The organism is Krasilnikovia sp. MM14-A1259, assembly GCF_047159535.1.
In the GTDB taxonomy this organism is placed as follows: domain Bacteria; phylum Actinomycetota; class Actinomycetes; order Mycobacteriales; family Micromonosporaceae; genus Actinoplanes.
In genome coordinates this window covers 5,002,101-5,018,300 of sequence record NZ_BAAGAJ010000002.1, presented here as the reverse complement: position 1 = coordinate 5,018,300, position 16,200 = coordinate 5,002,101, and the positions used below count along the sequence as shown (strand labels likewise).

Genomic DNA, 16,200 nt, shown 5'->3' with positions numbered 1-16,200 from the left:
GGCAGACCTGCGGCGTCCGGCCTTCCCGCGTGCTCAACACGCGTTGGAAGGCCGGACGCCGCAGCCTTTGCCCCCAAAGGTGGGGGTGTCGGCGGTCAGCCGCCGTTGCTGGCGGCGCGCCAGGCGTCGCCGGTCGCCTGGTCGTAGTAGCGGGTGTAACCACATGTGCGCGCCACCAGCCCCGGGCTCGTGTCGCCGCTGACCAGCAGCCTGGACCCGGTCCCGTACGACGGTCCAGCCTCCGACGCGTGCTGACCCGGGCGCAGCGGCGCCATCATCGTCACCGTCACCCGGTCGCCGCTTCCGCCGTGAAACCACTCGTGTACCGCGAAGGTGACCGCGGTGTACCCGCCCGGCGCTACCGTCGCCGGACTGGCGATGGAGCTGACCGTGCCGTCGAACGCGAAACCGCGGGCGGTGATGTCCCGCGCCGAGCCGTAGGCGGCACAGTCCGCCGCCCCGGTGTCCGCCAACGCGCCGTGGCGTGCGGCGACGGGGCCTGACCGTGGCGCGTCCGGGCCCGCCGACATCGAGGCGAGCGCCAGACTCACGCCCGAACCCAGCACCACCGCCGCCGCGGCGGTCAGGATCCCGAGGCGGCGTCGGCGCTGTACCCGCCGCGCCACCTCCCCAGCCGTCGCCGGGCTCAGCGTGGGAGCGTCTGCCGCATCCTGGCCGAAGACAGTGCGGAGCTGCTGTTCGAGGTGCTCGCTCATCGGATCTCTCCTGCTGTGTGGGTCTGCTCGTCGGTACGCAGGGCCGCCAGAGCCCGCGCGGCGGTAGATCGGACCGTGCTTGCGCTGATGCCCATCGCCTCGGCGATTCCCGCGTCGTCCAGATCGAGGTAGTAACGCAGCACCAGTACGGTGCGCGCCCGAGGTGGCAGGCCTGCGAGCAGGCGGTGCATCCGGTCGCGGGCCGCCACGTCATCGGCGGGGTCCGCCACGACCGGCCCGCCAGTGATCTGCGCGACCGGACGCTCGGTTGCGGAGCGCCGCCGGTGCCACCCCAGGTGGGCATTGACCAGGACCCGGCGTACGTATGCATCCGGATCCCGGGCCGCCTGCACCCGCGCCCAATGCCGGTAGACGTTCGCCAACGCCATCTGCGTCACATCCTCGGCCAGGTGCGTATCCGAGGTCAGCACGTACGCCAACCGCAGCAGCGACTGGCCACGCTGCGCCACGTAATCCTCGAATGTCACGGCACCCCCGAGATCGGTTCCACCAGGAAAGATGCACCCAGCCCGCCGATCCGCTGCAACGCCCTACGCAAGGCTGACTGCTCGCAGGTAACCGACCGGCGCCGCCGACCAGACGTTCCGCGCCCGCCTAGTGCTGCAGCTCCGCATACCCCTTATATCGGATTTTCCAGGTCGCCCTTCAGGGGTCGTTGGCACGACCTCCGTGATGACCGAGCTGGGGTGCCGGTAGCTTCCAGCGAAAAACAACGCTAAGCGGTTGATCTAGGAGTGAGGCGGCGGCCCGTCGAGCACGTCGAGCAGTCCGGTGACGTCCAGGACGCGCTCCACGATGCCGTGGACGCCGGTGACGCGTAGCGCGCAGTCCTGTTCCGTGGTGGTGTGCTTCGCGGCGATGAGGGCGGCTATGCCGGTCGAGTCGAGGAACGTCACTGCGGTCAGGTCGATGATCAGGTGGGCGGGGGCGTGGGTGGTCAGGGCTTTGTCCACGGCGTCGGTGACCTGTTCGGCGCTGGCCATGTCAATCTCACCGGTGGCGATCAGGCGTACGGTGCGGTCGCTGTCGGGTTGGGTGCTGATGGCGAGGTCGGTCATGTCACGCCGCCGTGGTGGCTTGGGCGCGTTCGAGGACGCGGTACACCGTCTGCCGGGACACCTCGAACAGCTCCGCCAGCTCGACGATGGTGTGCTCGCCGGCGGCATGCAGTTTGAGCAGGTGGGTCTGCCGGGCGGTGGACAGTTTCGGCTGCCGGCCCTTGAGTTTGCCCTTGGCCCGGGCGATGGCCATGCCCTCGCGGGTGCGCATCCGCAGCAGGTCGACCTCGAACTCGGCGAACGTGGCCAGGATGTTGAAGAACATCTTGCCCATGGGGTCGGTCGGGTCGTAGATCATCGTGCCGAGCTGGAGCCGGATGTCGCGGCCGACGAGGGTGTCGCCGATCTGCCGCGCGTCGGGCACGGACCGGGCGAGCCGGTCGAGTTTCGGCACGACGAGGGTGTCGCCAGGGCGCACGGCGGCGAGGGCCTGGTCGAGGCCGGGCCGGGCCCGGGTGGTGCCGGAGTAGGCCCGGTCGAGGTAGATCCGGTCGGCCGGCACGCCGAGGTCGAGCAGGATGCGCCGGTTGGCTTCCAGGTCCTGTTTGTCGGTGGAGCACCGGGCGTACCCGATCCGGACGGCGGTCACGGTTGGTGAGCGTACCGGATAGCCCCCGCTCATCGGACAAATCTCCGGACACCCTATGTGGGACAGGTTGGGGCGCTGGTCGCCGGCGTGCGGCGGCGCCGGCCGCGGGCGTCCGTTGAGGGATCGTCTAACGGACAAGATCATCGCTACCGCTAACGCTGCGCCGGTCTCGCTCTCCCCCGAGCTCGGCTCAACTGTGAGGTGGAGCGTTCCATCGGGCGAGCTCGTCATCGACGTGCCGCTGATCCATGCGGGGCCCTGCGCCTGTCAGCGGCTCGGTCGCGTTTGTCGGCGGGCATTCCACGGCGTCGGCCCAGCGGAATCGTGCCCGCTCATCCGGGGGCTCGGCTTCCTCACCCGCCTCGGCGTGTCCGCAATAGCGCGTGCAGGATGACGCGCAGGGGCTTTCGCCGCGGGAAGGTTCCCCGGGCAGCGATGGACGCGTTCTGCGCGGCGAGCGCCTCGGTGTGCTCGCCGCGGGCGGCGTGCAGCTCGGCTTTCTCGTGATACACCTGGGCCAGAAGTTCGTGCAGGCCACGCTCGGTGCACAGCGTGTGGGCGGCGTCCAGGCTTGCCAGGGCCCGGCCGGTCGCGCCGAGAAGACGCTGGGCCCTGGCCAGGGTCAGCAGGTACTCGGCCAGCTCGTCGGCGTCATTCGGCCCCGCGCCCTTGTAACGGGCGATGCAGACCAGCATGGTCTGCTCCGCCTCGGCGTAGTCGCCGTGGGCGATCTGGATCGCCGCGATCGTGTCCAGCGCGTCCGGGTCAAGGTGGTAGGCGCGGGCGACGGCGTGGTCCTGCATCCGCCCGGCGACCTCCCTGGCCCGCGGGAGGTCACCGGCCCGGTACTCGGAGTAGGCCCAGTTGTTCAGCGTCACGGTGAGCTGTTCCCACTGGTGAAGCTCGCGGGCCAGGTCCTCGGCCTGGCGATACCGCGGCCGCGCCGCGTCCATACCGCGGTACTCGGCCAGCGCATCGGCGAGCTTGAGACGGTGCCAGACCTGCATGTGCGCGGTGGCCGTCTCATCGAGCAACTCGACCGCGTCCAGCGCGTGCCTCAGTGACTTGGCCCCGTGGCCGCACAGCCGCTCGATACTGGCCTGCACCAGGTGGGTACGGGCCCGCATCCGGCGGTCGCCGGACCTGCGAGCCCATGCCTGGACGCCCTTGACGTGCCGGGCGGCTTCCCGGAAATCGCCGGTGCGCCGGAGCATGTCGATCCAGCACAGCCGGGCCCGCATCAGCAGGGCCTGGTCGCCCAGAGCCTCCGCCCGTCGTTCGAGGTCCACCGCGGCCGCGTAGCCCGCGGCGGCGTCCACGGCGACCCGGTCCTCCAGCCTCAGCAGGGCAGCCGACAGCTCCTCGGCGCCTACCGCGCTGCCGTCCGCCCCCTGTATCCGAAGCCGGTTCACCCCAATCTCATCGGCCGTACGCCCGTGATCATTGCCGCCTGGTGACGCACCCCACGGGGGGCACGGCATCCGGCTGGGCCAGAACGACAAGGACGGCACCGGGGCAATCGGCTGAACACGCTCCCTACAGCTCGGGAGCCCCAACGTTCCAGGCGTTACACCGCAGACCGCGCAAATCGACGCGGTGATCCATGCAGCCTGCTAGCGCACATCTGGTCCGTGACGAGGACTCACGGACCGGTCATCCTGGTGGTGCTCTGTGACAGCGGGGTGATCACTCAGGCGCGGCGCGCACCATCTTCGACAGGCCCAGGTGGGCGCCGCTCCACCGCCCTGGGTGCCGTCCGGGGTGGCGGTCCCGACCACCCTGAGCGGCGGGCCCGGGCTCTGACGGTTGTCAGGACCGGGTCCGCCGCCGATCACAGACACATCCCAACTAGCCAAGCCGGAGAACCAGCGAAAGCTCAACCGTCTGCTCGGCAAGCTGCAGGCCCGCCGCTGGCCGAACTGACCGGCCATCGTGCCCGTCCATTAGGCGGCCCTCAAAGGAACACCCTCACGATGGTCTCCGGGGAACGGTGATCTACACGGACGCCGGGGGCGAGAGGTGGAACAGGTCGGCCAGGCTGCAGAGGGTCAGGACCCGGCGGGCCATGTCGCCGGCTGGGCCGATCTCCAGGCGGGTGCCGAGTTGTTCGGCGGTGTGGTGGCAGGCGAGCAGGGCGCGGATGCCGGCGGCGTCGAGGAAGGTCACGCCGGCCATGTCGAGCACGAGGTGGTGGCACGGATGGTGGTGCAGCAGGTCGGTCACGGCTTGTTGCAGCTGGGCGTGGGTCGCGAGGTCGATCTCACCGGTGATGGTCACGATGGTGGGGTCGTTACCGGCCGGCATCTGCACGAGTAGTTGCGGGCCGCTGCCGGAGGTGTTGAGGCTGGACACGTCGCGCCTTCTTCCGGACGGTTGATCATGGCGGTGGTCGTGGACCGTCGCAGGCCGTGACTCGCGCCGGTTCTAGTCTTCGGGATCGGTCGGGGCGGGGTGCGGGGTTCGGCGGCGCCGTTCCCGGAGCCGTTGGGTGACATCGCGGACCTGGTCGGTGTTGTCGGCGACGGTGGTGATCCGGGCGGCCAGGGTGGCGTGCTGTGGCTGCAGGTATGGGTGGGTGTCGGCGAGCAGCGGGAGCAGGGCGGCAGGGTCGGCGCTGCCGAGAGCGTGGTGCAGCCGGTCGAGGCTGTCCTGGGCGCGCGGGCCGAGGTCGGTCAGGGCGGTGATCTGGCCGGCGAGTTGCCGCAGCTCAGCGCTGTTGGTGCGGGCCCAGTCGATGACCGCGCGGGTACCCGCGCGGCGGTCGCGTTCGGCGGTCACGCGCTGGTCGCCGGTGGCGCCTGCGTCGTCGTGGTCGCTGCGGCGGATCCGCAGGTAGCGGCGTTCTGCGGCCTGCCGGCTGGCCACGCCCATCGCGGGCGCCAGGTCAGCCCAGCTAGCCCCGGCGGCGCGGGCGGATCACCGGCACCGAACACCAGACGCAGACCTGAGATCCCTGCAGCAAGATCGCCCTAATGGCCTTCTGGGAACTGTACGGCCCTGCGCAAGGCCCGCGGAGAGTCGTTCCCACGCCTCGGCCGGAGCCTGTCCGGAGAGGGAGTCGACCCGTGCGGCACCGACGCCGAGGCCGACTTGTTGGCTGCAGGGAACCGCCACCACGTAGCCGATCCAGCTGGTCGCAGAAGGCCCGGAATATCGAGTCCTGGCCGTAGGCTTCGTCCGCAGTGATCCACCCGGAACGCTCGCGTACCTTCTAAGCCCCTGATCGGGTGAAGTCGGCAGTCCTAAAAGCAGCGTATGAGTGATTTCGTCGCAGTTACTGCGTAAACGGAGTCGTCATCGCTATGCGGGTGGATCTATCGTCACTCGTCGTGGGTTACTCCCGATGGGTGCTGGCAGATCTTCAGGTCCACACGCCGGCCGACTTCCACCAGAAGTACGGCGACGTCGGTGGCCCGTCGCCAAACGCAGCCTTCGCGGAGACGTTGATCAAGACGCACGCCGACGCGGGGGTATCGGTCATCGTGGTCACCGACCACAACACCCTGGCCTGGTATCCCGAGCTGGCCGCGGCCGGCCGCCGGCATGGCGTGGTGGTGTTTCCCGGGATCGAGTTCAACGCCAACAAGTGCCACCTGATGGCGATCTGGGACTGCACCGATGACGGGTATCGGCGGGGCCAGCAGTTCCTCTCCCACTTGTTCCCGCCCAACAGCCCGCCAGCCCTGACCGAGCGGCGCGAGCCGAACCCGACCACGGTCGGCTCTCCCCTGGATCTCGTCAAGATCGCCGCGCAAACTTACGGGGCGCTGGTGCTCGCTCCGCACTCCACCGCCAAGGACATCGGCCTGTTCGCGCGTAACGTCTGCAACACCAGCGCCCAAATTGCGCAGAGCGGCTACGTCGCGGGCTTCGACGTGTGGGGAAACGAGGGCGCCGACGTCCTGCGCAACCCGCGCTCCCAGTTCGGGGAGCACCGCCCCGCGTGGTTCATATCCGGTGACGTCCGCGACCTCGAGACGGTCGGCCAGCGCGCGGTCTACCTGAAGCTGGGCACACCCCCGACCCTGGAGAGCCTGCGGCAGGCGTTCTTGATGCCCGACCAGCGGATCCGGTTCCCGGAACACCACCGCACCAAGTTCGGTCGGGTTCCCGGTCTCCAGTTCCTCGACGGCACCGACCCCACCTGGCCGCGCCTGAACCGCGTCTGCGTCACGGGCGGTTTCCACGACGGCCTCACGATCGACCTCGGGCCTGGACTGAATGCCATCATCGGCGGCAAGGGAGCGGGAAAGTCCACCACGATCGAGATCGTCAGGCACGCCTGCGCCGCACCCGAACCGAAGACGGACGACAACCGGAACAACCGCGTCGCGAACTTCTCGGCCAACGCGACGGCCACCCTCGGGGTGGTCACCGCCGACCAGCAGCGCTACGAGATCACCCGCTCAGGCGACGACACTCCGCCGCAGCTGCTCCGCAACGGCCTCGACACCGGCATCGACGTCTCGCGGCGATTCAGCGTCAGCGTCTACGGCCAACGCGAGCTCGCATTGCTCGCCGATGATCAAAAGGGCCTACGCCAGTTCCTCGCGATCTCGGCAGACCCCAACCTCGCTGCCGCTCACGCCGAGCAGGAGCGCTGCCTGCGCGAGTTGGAGGCGACCAACACCGACCTCGGCAAGCTCGATGCGGCCCTGGCCCGCTCGGCCGACAGCGAGGAGAAGCTTAAGGACGTCCGCGACCAGCTGGAGGTCGCCGGTCAGCACGGGGCCGAGCAGCACGTCGCCGCCTCCCGCGAACTGACCGCGGTCCAGGCGGAGGTCTCCGCGGCGAAGACCTGGCTGGAGGGGGTGGGACCGCTCGCGGAGCAGCTCCGGTCCGCCACCGGACGACCCGCCGTCCGGGAGCACGACGCGGTCCCGCCGGCGCTGATCAGCGCTGCCGTCGAGGCCGAGTCCACGATACGAGCCGCCGTGGACACGATCCTCGATGCTGTCCGCCTGGGACTGGGCCGCATCGAACCGGCCGTCGAGGAACACCAGGCGCTGGTCCAAGCCCGCCGGCACCAGATCAATGTGGCCCTGGCCGACGCCGGCCTCACCAATCCGGACGAGCTCGCCCGCCTCCAACGCACCGCCGCCGACCTGGAACGAGCCGTCGCCAAGGTCCCGGCACAACGGCAGCGACTCGACGAGCTCCACGCCGTGCACTCCGACCAGATCGAAGAACTGCGAGTCGCCCGACGTGCCATCTCGCAACTGCTGCAGACCGCCGCAGCAAACCTGACCGCCACGGTCGGGGGCCGCGTCCGCGTGATCGTACAGCCGCAAGCCGACCGAACCGACCTGCAGAACCTCCTGACCCAACTGCTGGCCGGGAAGAACGTCCGGGGAGACCAGGTCGCCAAGCTGGCAAACTCGTCTCCTGCGGTGCTCGTGGCCGCCCTCAAGTCGACGGCGGAACAACTCGTCAAGCTCGGCGTCAGCGAGAACACCGCCGCCAAGCTGCACGCCCTGACCGCCGGCAAAGTACGGCAGATCGAACAGTGCGACACCCCCGACCATATCGTCGTCGAGATCAACCTCAGCGACACCGAGCAGCCTCGCTGGCTCGACGTCCGCAAGGTCAGCCCCGGTCAGAAAGCCACCGCCATGCTGTCGCTCGCGCTGGTCACCGGCAGCAACCCGCTGATCATCGACCAGCCCGAAGACGACCTGGACAACCGCTACATCTACGACCAGGTCGTCCGCCAGCTGGCCGACGTCTCCAACCGGCGGCAGGTCATCGTCGCCACGCACAACCCGAACATCCCCATCCTGGGCGACGCCGAAATGATCCTCGCCCTGGACGCCACCATCGACAAAAGCCGCGTGGTGGCCTGCGGCGCCATCGACGAACCGCAGGTCGCCGACGCCGCCCGGCAGATCCTCGAAGGAGGCGACAAGGCGTTCCGGGACCGCGCCCGGCGATACCGAGCCGCCAATTGATCCACGAGCAGGCCCCGTTCCAGCCCTCACAGAGCCTCCGCTACATCGGCCCCGCAGACCCAGAGGACCCGCGCGACCTCGTCCGCTCGTAACCTCGCCGTCGGGGGGATGTCGTCGCGCAGTCGGACGGTCTGGCGATGATCACGGCGTCGCGGGCGTCAGTCTTGTGTTCGCCGGCGAACGCGGCGGCTGTGCTGCGCTGGTCAAGCCACGAAGGACCCGAGGGCGGCGGTCACGTTGGGACGCAGCAAGCGCGTCCCGCCCTCGACATGCTCCTACTTCAGGTAGGAGATAAGGCGTACGTTCTGCACGCCTTATGGAGGATTTGTGAGCCGTATTCGGAAATGTGTGGCAGCGGGGGTGGCGCTCGCGCTGGTTGCTCTTGGCGTCTCGCTGCCGTCGGCGGCTTCCGCCGCCCCCGCCGCGGCGGGGGCGGCATCGCCGCCGCGGTTCGATCATGTGGTGGTCGTGGTGCTGGAGAACAAGCGGTACGACCACGTGATCGGCCATCCCAATGCCCCGTGGGTGACCTCGCTGGCACACCGGTGGGCGAACATGACCCGGTTCTATGCCGAGACCCACCCGAGTCAGCCGAACTATCTGGCGCTGTTCTCCGGTTCGACGCAGGGGGTCAAGGACAACAGCTGCCCGCATGACCTGGGCAGCAGGCCGAACCTGGCCCGGCAACTGCTGGACGCCGGGTACAGCTTCGCCGGCTATTCGGAGGGCCTGCCCCGCACGGGCTGGCGCGGCTGCGCCTCCGGCCGCTATGTGCGTCGGCATGTGCCGTGGGTCAACTTCAGCAACGTCCCGTCCAGCGTCCACAAGCCGTTCACCGCGTTCCCGAGCGACTACCACAAGCTGCCAACGGTCTCCGTCGTCATCCCGGACCTGTGCCACGACATGCACGACTGCCCCAAGGACGTAGGAGACCGGTGGCTGAAGAAGCAGTTCGCCGGCTACATCTCCTGGGCCGCCACGCACAACAGCCTGTTCATCGTCACCTTTGATGAGGACAACCGGACTGATCACAACCACATCCCCACGGTCATCGCGGGCGCCCGGGTCACGCCCGGCCAGTACTCGGGCCGCCTCGACCACTACCACCTGCTGCGAACGTTGCAGGCGATGTACGGGCTGGCGCCCACCGGCACCTCCGCCGCGCGGGCCCCGATGCGGAGTGTGTTCAGCGTCCAGTGACCAGCCACGCCTCCGGGATCCGCACCGCCCCTGCGCCATTTCGTCGGCACCGAGGCGGGCGGGGTTCGGAGCTGGCGACGGCGCAGCTCACCCAGACCGCTTCACCGGCGGTCGACTTCAAGGGGCAGCAGGTGGCTGGCCTCAGCCAGCGCAGCTTCCAGTTGATCCAATGTGGCGTGTGCCCCGGCGATTGCCAGGCATGGCACCCCCTGGGACGCCGCGTGGGTGAGCTGCGCCCGGAACACCGTGAGCTGCTCGCGCGCCACGATCAGCAGGGCGGCAATCTCCGGGTCATACCGATCCGGCTGCACCACCACACGGTAGGACTCGGCTGGTCGGGGGCGCATGCTGTCCGTTGTAGCCGGGGTTGTGGTGACTCTGGGGCGGTGGTGCCGCTGGTCAGGCCGCTGCGGCGGCCGGGGGCGGCCCGGTGCTGCTCGGCGCGAACAGGCCGACGGTCATCAGGGCTCATAGGGTCGCCGCAGCGGCCTGACCCTCAGCCACCGCAGCGGCAGCCACTCCCACGCACGCAACCCTCGGTTAGCCTCTGTTGCGGTGCGTCACGACCGGCACCAGGCATGGACGGTCGACCGCGACGCCCGCCCATGCAGGGCGCCCGCGCAGCGCGGTGAACCGGCGGGGTCATCGCGGAAGCTCACCCCGGCGACGTCCAGCAACAGCGCGACGTTGACCAGCGCGGCCAATCCCGTCCACACCCAGGTCTTCAGCGAATAGGAGTCGACGTGCACCGCAGATCGGTCGGCAGGCACTGCTACGAGTTGAGCAGAAGCCAGAAGCAGCATTCCCGTGCTGTCAACACCTGTTGCCTCGAACCTACGGACCGAACGAGGCGATCTTTCTCCAGCCCTCGGGCGGGGATACCGTGCCGTCATGAGCACGCTGAACCCCGCCCCCGCCCCCCGCCCCCGACGGGGCGGGGGCGGGGTCGGCCACGACCGTGGTATCCGACTTCACCGCTGCCGCGCTGGCTGGCCTGCGGCACGCGGTGCGCGCCGGGGCCGCCCGGGCCGGGCTGCGCGGCGACCGACTGGAAGACTTCATCGTCGCCGTGCAGGAACTGGCGACCAACGCCGTCCAGCACGGCGGCGGCTTCGGCCGGCTGAGGCTGCGCCAGCACGACACCACGCTGTTGTGCGAGGTCAGCGACCATGGCCGCGGATTCACCGACGGCATCCCGTCCGCCGCAGCCCACCCCCGCCCGGTGTACCCGGCGGCCGCGGGCTCTGGATGGCCCGTCAGTTCAGCGACACCCTCCTGATCACCGAACGGCCCGACGGCGTGACCGTCACGATCACCGTCGGCCTGACCGCTCCCGACATCGCGGCCCCCGCGGCACCGGCCGCGCAAAACGGCAGCCAGCCCCTACCACCGTCAGCATCGGCCGACACCCCGGACCGCCGCCACCGGCCGGCCACGACGGCAGGAGCACCCCCGCATGAACCCGACCTGGCAGCACAGCGTGGCACCGCGATGCCGCCACCAGCACCATCGCCCTCAGCGGAGAACTCGACATCGCCGCCACCGCCACCCTGACCAGGCTGTTCCACGACCAGCTCACCGGGCCCGGCACCATCGCGGTACGCGTCGACCTCACCGCGGTGACCTTCATCGACTCCACGGTGATCAGCACCCTGATCACCGCCCGCAACACCGCCGCCGCCGGCGGCCGCGAGTTCACCATCACCCACGCCCACGGCCACGGCCACGTCCAACGCGTCCTCGCCGTGGCCGGAGTCCTCACAGCCCTGACCACCGACCCCACCTGACGTGCGTGCCGCTCTAACCGGGCCATTGCCAGGCCCGCATCCGCCGCGATCTTGGACCAGCTGGGTGGGGTCGAGTCAGTCGAGCCAGGCGAGTCGGCACACCCCACCGGCGACCGAGACCGCCCTCGCCCGCACCAGCGCGTCGTTGATCTTCAGGACCACGTGTTCCTTGCGGGCCGGGAACTGCCAGGCGCCGGACACCACGCAGGCCACCCGGGTCGGCTCGGCGGTGACCGGCTGCGCGCCGGCGCTCGACCACATGACCGCGTCGGTGCTGGTGCCGTCCCAGGTGCGGGCGGGGCGAGTGAGGACCAGGGCCCGGGCCAGCTCCGACTCCTGCGCGCCGATGTCGGTGTAGGCGAAGTGGGCCTGCCCGTCCTGCACGCTGATACACCGGGCGATGGCCAGCAGCGGCTGATAAGAGCCGTCGATCCGCACCGCCACCTCGACACCCTCCGGCGGCGCGTGGTCGAGCACCGCGGCGAACCCACCGACCGACACGTCCAGGGTGCGACCGACGCTCTCCACCGAGGTGTCGGGCCACCACACCGTCACCGGAAGGTCCAGCTCCCGCCGCGGGTACTGGCGCCGGTCGGTCTCATCCCGCGCCGGGCGGCCCAGTTGGACCCGTCCGCCACCGACTTTCCGCACCGCCGCCCACCACCGGCTCACCGGCGGCGTGTGGATCAGCTGCACCACACCGAACGGACCCACCCCAAGGTCATCTTTGATTTCAAGGTCCAGGGTGCCGGACGCCGGATCCACCGCGACCAGAAGGGCGGAAACGCCGTTGACGGTGACCGTCGCACCGACGCGCTCCACCCAGCTGTCCACCCGATCAGCGTAGGGCGGGGCAGGACCGCTCGCGGCGGAGCAACGCCACGATGACCATGTCAGCCAAACCCTCTAGACCGGCTTTCTTGATCCCTCAACGCACGGTCGTGAGCAATGCCCTGGCCAGGAGGGTCTACACGGTGTTGTGTGCCCAGTCGCCGGAGAGTGCCTCCCGCACCGCGGCGGCGGTCATCGGTTCGTCCGCCGCCCGCAGCACCTCCATGACCTGTGCTTGCAGACTGGCCGGTGTCCTGCGGGGCCTACGATCTGCCACCCCTGCACCTGCACCGCCAGGCTGACCGCTGCCCCGCAGTAGGCCGCGCCGCCCGTGTCCGGCGCGGCACCTGGCAGGCCCGTCCCCATCCAGACGATCTACCGCACGGCGGCAGCTAACGGCCACGGGCGTACATCCGTGCACCTACCGGATGTAGGAGCACTGCCGGGCAGGGTCGAGGACAGTCGCCGGCCACGAGATCGGCCGCCGACGTCCACATCGAAGGCTTCCCGCCACCGGCAACCCGCAGGCACCCCAAGGGGACCGGGAGGCACACCCCACGACCCCGAATCTCCTTCATGTGACCGGCTGACATGGGCCGGACCAACTCGGGGGAGACATCGTTTTGGGCCGCAAGGTGAACAAGGTCGTGACCATCCTCGGCGCGATGCTGGCCGGCACCACCGCCGTCATCGGCACCGCGGGCACCGCACAGGCCGCCCCCGCCGCCACGCCGAAGCCGAAGCCGGCCAAGCAGTGCACCACCGACAACAAGCTCGTGCCGTCCTGCGGCGTGCTGTGGGGCGCCGCCGCCGGCGGATTCAGCTCACTGCCCCGCGACCAGGAACTGAAGACCTGGGAGAAGCTGTCGGGCCGGACCTCTACGATCTACCACACCTACCACAAGGGCGACGAGGTGTTCCCCACCCCCGCCGAGATCGCGATGACCCGCGACCCGAACAACCCGCGGGTGCTGCTGCTCAACTGGCGCGTCGAGTACGGCTCCACCTGGGCCAATGTCGCCGCCGGCAAGCTCGACGGCCGGATCGACAGGTTCGCCGCCCACATCAAGGCGACCTACCCGAACCAGAAGTTCTTCCTTGTCCTCAACCACGAACCCGAGGACGACGTCATCCCGACGGCTGGTTCCGGGATGACCGCCAAGGACTTCGCCGCGTCCTACCGCCACGTCATCCAGCGTCTGCACGCCCAGGGCATCACCAACGCCATCAACGTCGTCGCCTACATGGGCAACGAGAAGTGGATGGCGCAGTCCTGGTGGAAGGACCTGTACCCCGGCGACGACGTCGTGGACTGGATCGGCCTGGACTCCTATGTCTCCGCCGAGAAGGGTTACTACCACTACGGCAAGTTCAACGATCTGCTCGACCGCAAGGCCACGGGCGGCAAGGGCCTGGGGTGGTACCAGTGGGCCACGACCAAGCACCCCGGCAAGCCCATCATGGTGGCGGAGTGGGGCGCCTACCACCGGGTCGGCAAGGTCACTGACAAGTCCGCTCAGTTCAACAGCGTGCTGCCGGAGTTGGCCAAGCGGCCCGCGGTCAAGGCCATCGTCTACTTCGACACCAAGAAGGACGCCTTCGGCGACCGCGACATCAGCATCAACAGCTCCCCGGCCAGCCTGGCTGCGTTCCGGAAGCTGGCGGCCAACCCACTGTTCAACGTGAAGATCGCCTGACCCAGAATCACCACCTGTCTCGCGAGCCGCCCGGCACCACGCCGGGCGGCTCGCGGCTTCTTTGACCCGGGTGATACGCGGCTCGGGGGACTGCCGCCCGGCCGCCCGTTTCGCCCTGCGGCAGCCGGGCGCCGGTCGTACGCTGGCGATGTGAGTACGGGTGGGCGGCTGGTTGCCGCTGGTGCCGTCGTTGTCGGCGGTACCCCGTTCGGCGGATCCGGTGGATGATCGGATCGTGGCGGATGCCTCTGCGTGGATCCTCTCGGCCGCTTCCGCAGCCGACGCCTGAGCACACGCATAGGTGGTGGCCATCAGCGATGGTCGGCGCGATGCCCCATATGCTGATCGCGGCAAGCATCGTTCGTGCGGAGAAGACACGGTCAGCCGACCTCAACGCGGCACAGTATTCCACCTATCTTGAGGTCTTCATCATTCTATTTGCGCTGTTTGTCGGCAATTCCTTCGCGTTTTCGCCAGACACGCGCGCCTGGGGTATGGGAATCCTGGTCGGTACTGCCGTGGGCATGTTCGCCGTCGGCCTGGCCCTCGGTGTGTAGCCACGACCTGGTGTCGCAGACGGGATGGTCGGCCCACGCCGGCGCCGCCCATGAGCAAATGCACCGGTAGCACCGCTGTCACCGTCTGACACCGCCGTGGCTGCCGCGGCGGTGAATCCTCTGCTGATTCCGGCTCGTCCCGCACTCGGCTAGCGAGCGGTGGGCCGACGAGGACGCCCGCTGCCGTCGTGGGTGACCGGCGCCTGGCCGCCCGGGCGGCGCTCGCCACCGTGGGCTCCGGGCGGGCGGACGCGCTCGGCAATCAACGGCAGCGCGGCGGCGCACCGGTGCAGGCCCTCCTTACGGCCCCGGCGCCGTACCGCCGACGACTGGTCGGGCCCGGTCCTGCCCGGCGCAGGCCGCCTGACGGCAGTCCCCGCGACGACGATCAAGTTCGTCGAACTGGCCCGGGCGCGGCCTCTAGCTCACGCGGCTCCGGTCCCGATCATCGTGAACGCGTCCCACGGAACGCCCGGCGGCGGGTCGTGGCAACGGCCTTCTCCGCGGCGAGGGCCGGGGGTCCACAAAGGGCATTGCGCCTGGCGCTTTTGAACAGTGACTCCGCCGAAGTGAACCCGCTAGCACCTACGGCCCGTAGTAGCGGGGCAGGAAGCCGTGCCGTCAACCGGCACGGCAACCCGGCCGCAACCAACAGTGACCGCACACTCACAGCAAGGCCTACACCGTGTAGGCGCACTGCCTGTTGGCTTTTGTCCTCGACCGGGAAGCCCTCTCAGAACGGAGTCCGCGCTCGTGCCCCAGCCAGGCGTATCGTTCAACCAGGTTCAGTCCAACGAGTCCACCGAGCAGCTGCGCGACTTCATCGCGAAGGTGCCGGCGGTCACCCTGGGCTTCTGGGTGATCAAGGTCCTCGCCACCACGCTCGGCGAGACCGGCGGCGACTCGCTGTCCATGTCGATGGGCCTGGGCTACCTGACCAGCACGGTCATCTTCGCCGTCGTCTTCGTCGCGGCGGTGGTCCTGCAGATCCGGGCGACCCGGTTCAACCAGTGGACCTACTGGTTCACGATCGTCGCGACGACGACACTGGGCACCACGATCGCTGACTACGTCGACCGGGACCTCGGCATCGGCTACCCCGGCGGCACCGCCCTGCTGATCGTCTGCCTGCTCGCCTCCTTCGCCCTGTGGTACAAGGCGACCGGCACGATCGCGGTGACCAGCGTCCAGACACCACGCACCGAGGCGTTCTACTGGCTGACCATCCTGTTCTCCCAAACGCTGGGCACGGCACTGGGTGACTGGACCGCCGACACGATCGGCCTCGAGTACACCGGCGGCGCGCTGCTGTTCACCGTCCTGCTCGCCGGCATCGCCGCCGCGTACCGGTGGACACGCCTGTCGCACACCCTGCTGTTCTGGGCGGCCTTCGTGCTGACCCGGCCGCTCGGCGCCGTCGTCGGTGACTTCCTCGACAAACCCCTCGCCAAAGGCGGCCTCAACCTGGACCGCTACGCCGCCTCCGGCGTCCTGCTCGCGGCCATCATCGCGATCCTCGCCATCCGACGCCAGCACCCCGCCGCCCGGCCCCACTGAGCCACCAGCACCCCGCCTTCCCCGACAACCGCCCCACCGGACGAACCACCACGGGCCGAGGTTGGAAAACTCACCTGCCCCCAGGGTAGGAACACAGCGGCGCTTCCAGCCTTCGACCTGCACCTTTGCGACCCCCGGCCGCGCATCTGCGTCCCCGCCACGCACCCTGGTAGTGCCTGCATGGTCCGGCGCTACCAGCTGCGCGGCGCAGGGAAACACCCCACCCGGCCGGGCAGCAA

At 69.4% G+C, this 16,200-nt stretch carries 17 protein-coding genes; 7 read left to right on the top strand and 10 right to left on the bottom strand.

Annotated features, from left to right (window positions below; genetic code table 11):
• Window positions 1-95: 95 nt before the first annotated feature.
• From ACMCNK_RS22840 to ACMCNK_RS22810, 7 genes are all read right to left on the bottom strand, one after another.
• The gene (locus tag ACMCNK_RS22840; protein ID WP_412738419.1) at window positions 96-716 is read right to left on the bottom strand and encodes a hypothetical protein; all 621 of its coding nucleotides are present in this window, start codon (window positions 714-716) and stop codon (window positions 96-98) included.
• A complete protein-coding gene (locus ACMCNK_RS22835) occupies window positions 713-1,204 on the bottom strand; it encodes a SigE family RNA polymerase sigma factor (RefSeq protein WP_412738418.1) in 492 nt (163 codons plus the stop codon). Before ACMCNK_RS22835 ends, ACMCNK_RS22840 begins: the two co-directional genes overlap by 4 nt.
• A 261-nt stretch (window positions 1,205-1,465) precedes the next feature.
• Window positions 1,466-1,795 carry an STAS domain-containing protein gene (locus ACMCNK_RS22830; RefSeq protein ID WP_412738417.1) on the bottom strand — a complete coding sequence of 110 codons (330 nt, stop codon included), beginning with the start codon at window positions 1,793-1,795 and terminating at the stop codon, window positions 1,466-1,468.
• Window position 1,796: 1 nt separating this feature from the next.
• Window positions 1,797-2,384: a recombinase family protein gene (locus ACMCNK_RS22825; protein ID WP_412738416.1), complete on the bottom strand. Its 588-nt coding sequence runs from the start codon at window positions 2,382-2,384 to the stop codon at window positions 1,797-1,799.
• 353 nt (window positions 2,385-2,737) lie between these two features.
• Window positions 2,738-3,796: a hypothetical protein gene (locus ACMCNK_RS22820; protein WP_412738415.1), complete on the bottom strand. Its 1,059-nt coding sequence runs from the start codon at window positions 3,794-3,796 to the stop codon at window positions 2,738-2,740.
• A gap of 583 nt (window positions 3,797-4,379) precedes the next feature.
• On the bottom strand, window positions 4,380-4,736 hold the full coding sequence (locus tag ACMCNK_RS22815) for an STAS domain-containing protein (protein ID WP_412738414.1): 357 nt from the start codon (window positions 4,734-4,736) through the stop codon (window positions 4,380-4,382).
• Window positions 4,737-4,808: 72 nt separating this feature from the next.
• A complete protein-coding gene (locus ACMCNK_RS22810) occupies window positions 4,809-5,255 on the bottom strand; it encodes a hypothetical protein (RefSeq protein WP_412738413.1) in 447 nt (148 codons plus the stop codon).
• A 458-nt stretch (window positions 5,256-5,713) separates the two neighbouring features.
• Between ACMCNK_RS22810 and ACMCNK_RS22805 the strand changes: the two genes are divergently transcribed.
• Entirely contained in the window at window positions 5,714-8,332 is a 2,619-nt protein-coding gene (locus ACMCNK_RS22805; RefSeq protein WP_412738412.1) for a TrlF family AAA-like ATPase, read from the top strand.
• A gap of 327 nt (window positions 8,333-8,659) precedes the next feature.
• Window positions 8,660-9,532 (top strand): alkaline phosphatase family protein, encoded by an 873-nt coding sequence (locus tag ACMCNK_RS22800; protein WP_412738411.1) that lies wholly within the window; start codon window positions 8,660-8,662, stop codon window positions 9,530-9,532.
• 101 nt (window positions 9,533-9,633) lie between these two features.
• On the opposite strand, the gene ACMCNK_RS22795 is transcribed toward ACMCNK_RS22800, so the two are convergent.
• Window positions 9,634-9,879 carry a hypothetical protein gene (locus ACMCNK_RS22795; RefSeq protein WP_412738410.1) on the bottom strand — a complete coding sequence of 82 codons (246 nt, stop codon included), beginning with the start codon at window positions 9,877-9,879 and terminating at the stop codon, window positions 9,634-9,636.
• A 213-nt stretch (window positions 9,880-10,092) separates the two neighbouring features.
• On the bottom strand, window positions 10,093-10,302 hold the full coding sequence (locus ACMCNK_RS22790) for a hypothetical protein (protein WP_412738409.1): 210 nt from the start codon (window positions 10,300-10,302) through the stop codon (window positions 10,093-10,095).
• A 188-nt stretch (window positions 10,303-10,490) separates the two neighbouring features.
• Here ACMCNK_RS22790 and ACMCNK_RS22785 point away from each other — a divergent pair, with 188 nt between their 5' ends.
• Window positions 10,491-10,811, top strand: a complete 321-nt coding sequence (locus ACMCNK_RS22785) for an ATP-binding protein (protein WP_412738408.1) — start codon at window positions 10,491-10,493, stop codon at window positions 10,809-10,811.
• A 229-nt stretch (window positions 10,812-11,040) separates the two neighbouring features.
• Complete coding sequence (locus tag ACMCNK_RS22780; RefSeq protein ID WP_412740954.1) at window positions 11,041-11,319, top strand: STAS domain-containing protein; 279 nt, start codon at window positions 11,041-11,043, stop codon at window positions 11,317-11,319.
• A gap of 75 nt (window positions 11,320-11,394) precedes the next feature.
• Here ACMCNK_RS22780 and ACMCNK_RS22775 read toward each other — a convergent pair whose 3' ends face one another.
• Window positions 11,395-12,153, bottom strand: coding sequence for a PilZ domain-containing protein (locus ACMCNK_RS22775; protein ID WP_412738407.1), 759 nt, complete (start codon window positions 12,151-12,153; stop codon window positions 11,395-11,397).
• Between the two features lie 644 nt (window positions 12,154-12,797).
• Here ACMCNK_RS22775 and ACMCNK_RS22770 point away from each other — a divergent pair.
• From ACMCNK_RS22770 to ACMCNK_RS22760, 3 genes are all read left to right on the top strand, one after another.
• Window positions 12,798-13,847: a glycoside hydrolase family 26 protein gene (locus tag ACMCNK_RS22770; protein WP_412738406.1), complete on the top strand. Its 1,050-nt coding sequence runs from the start codon at window positions 12,798-12,800 to the stop codon at window positions 13,845-13,847.
• A gap of 317 nt (window positions 13,848-14,164) precedes the next feature.
• Entirely contained in the window at window positions 14,165-14,404 is a 240-nt protein-coding gene (locus ACMCNK_RS22765) for a hypothetical protein (protein WP_412738405.1), read from the top strand.
• A gap of 753 nt (window positions 14,405-15,157) precedes the next feature.
• Window positions 15,158-15,961: a hypothetical protein gene (locus ACMCNK_RS22760; RefSeq protein WP_412738404.1), complete on the top strand. Its 804-nt coding sequence runs from the start codon at window positions 15,158-15,160 to the stop codon at window positions 15,959-15,961.
• The last annotated feature ends 239 nt before the right edge of the window (window positions 15,962-16,200 follow it).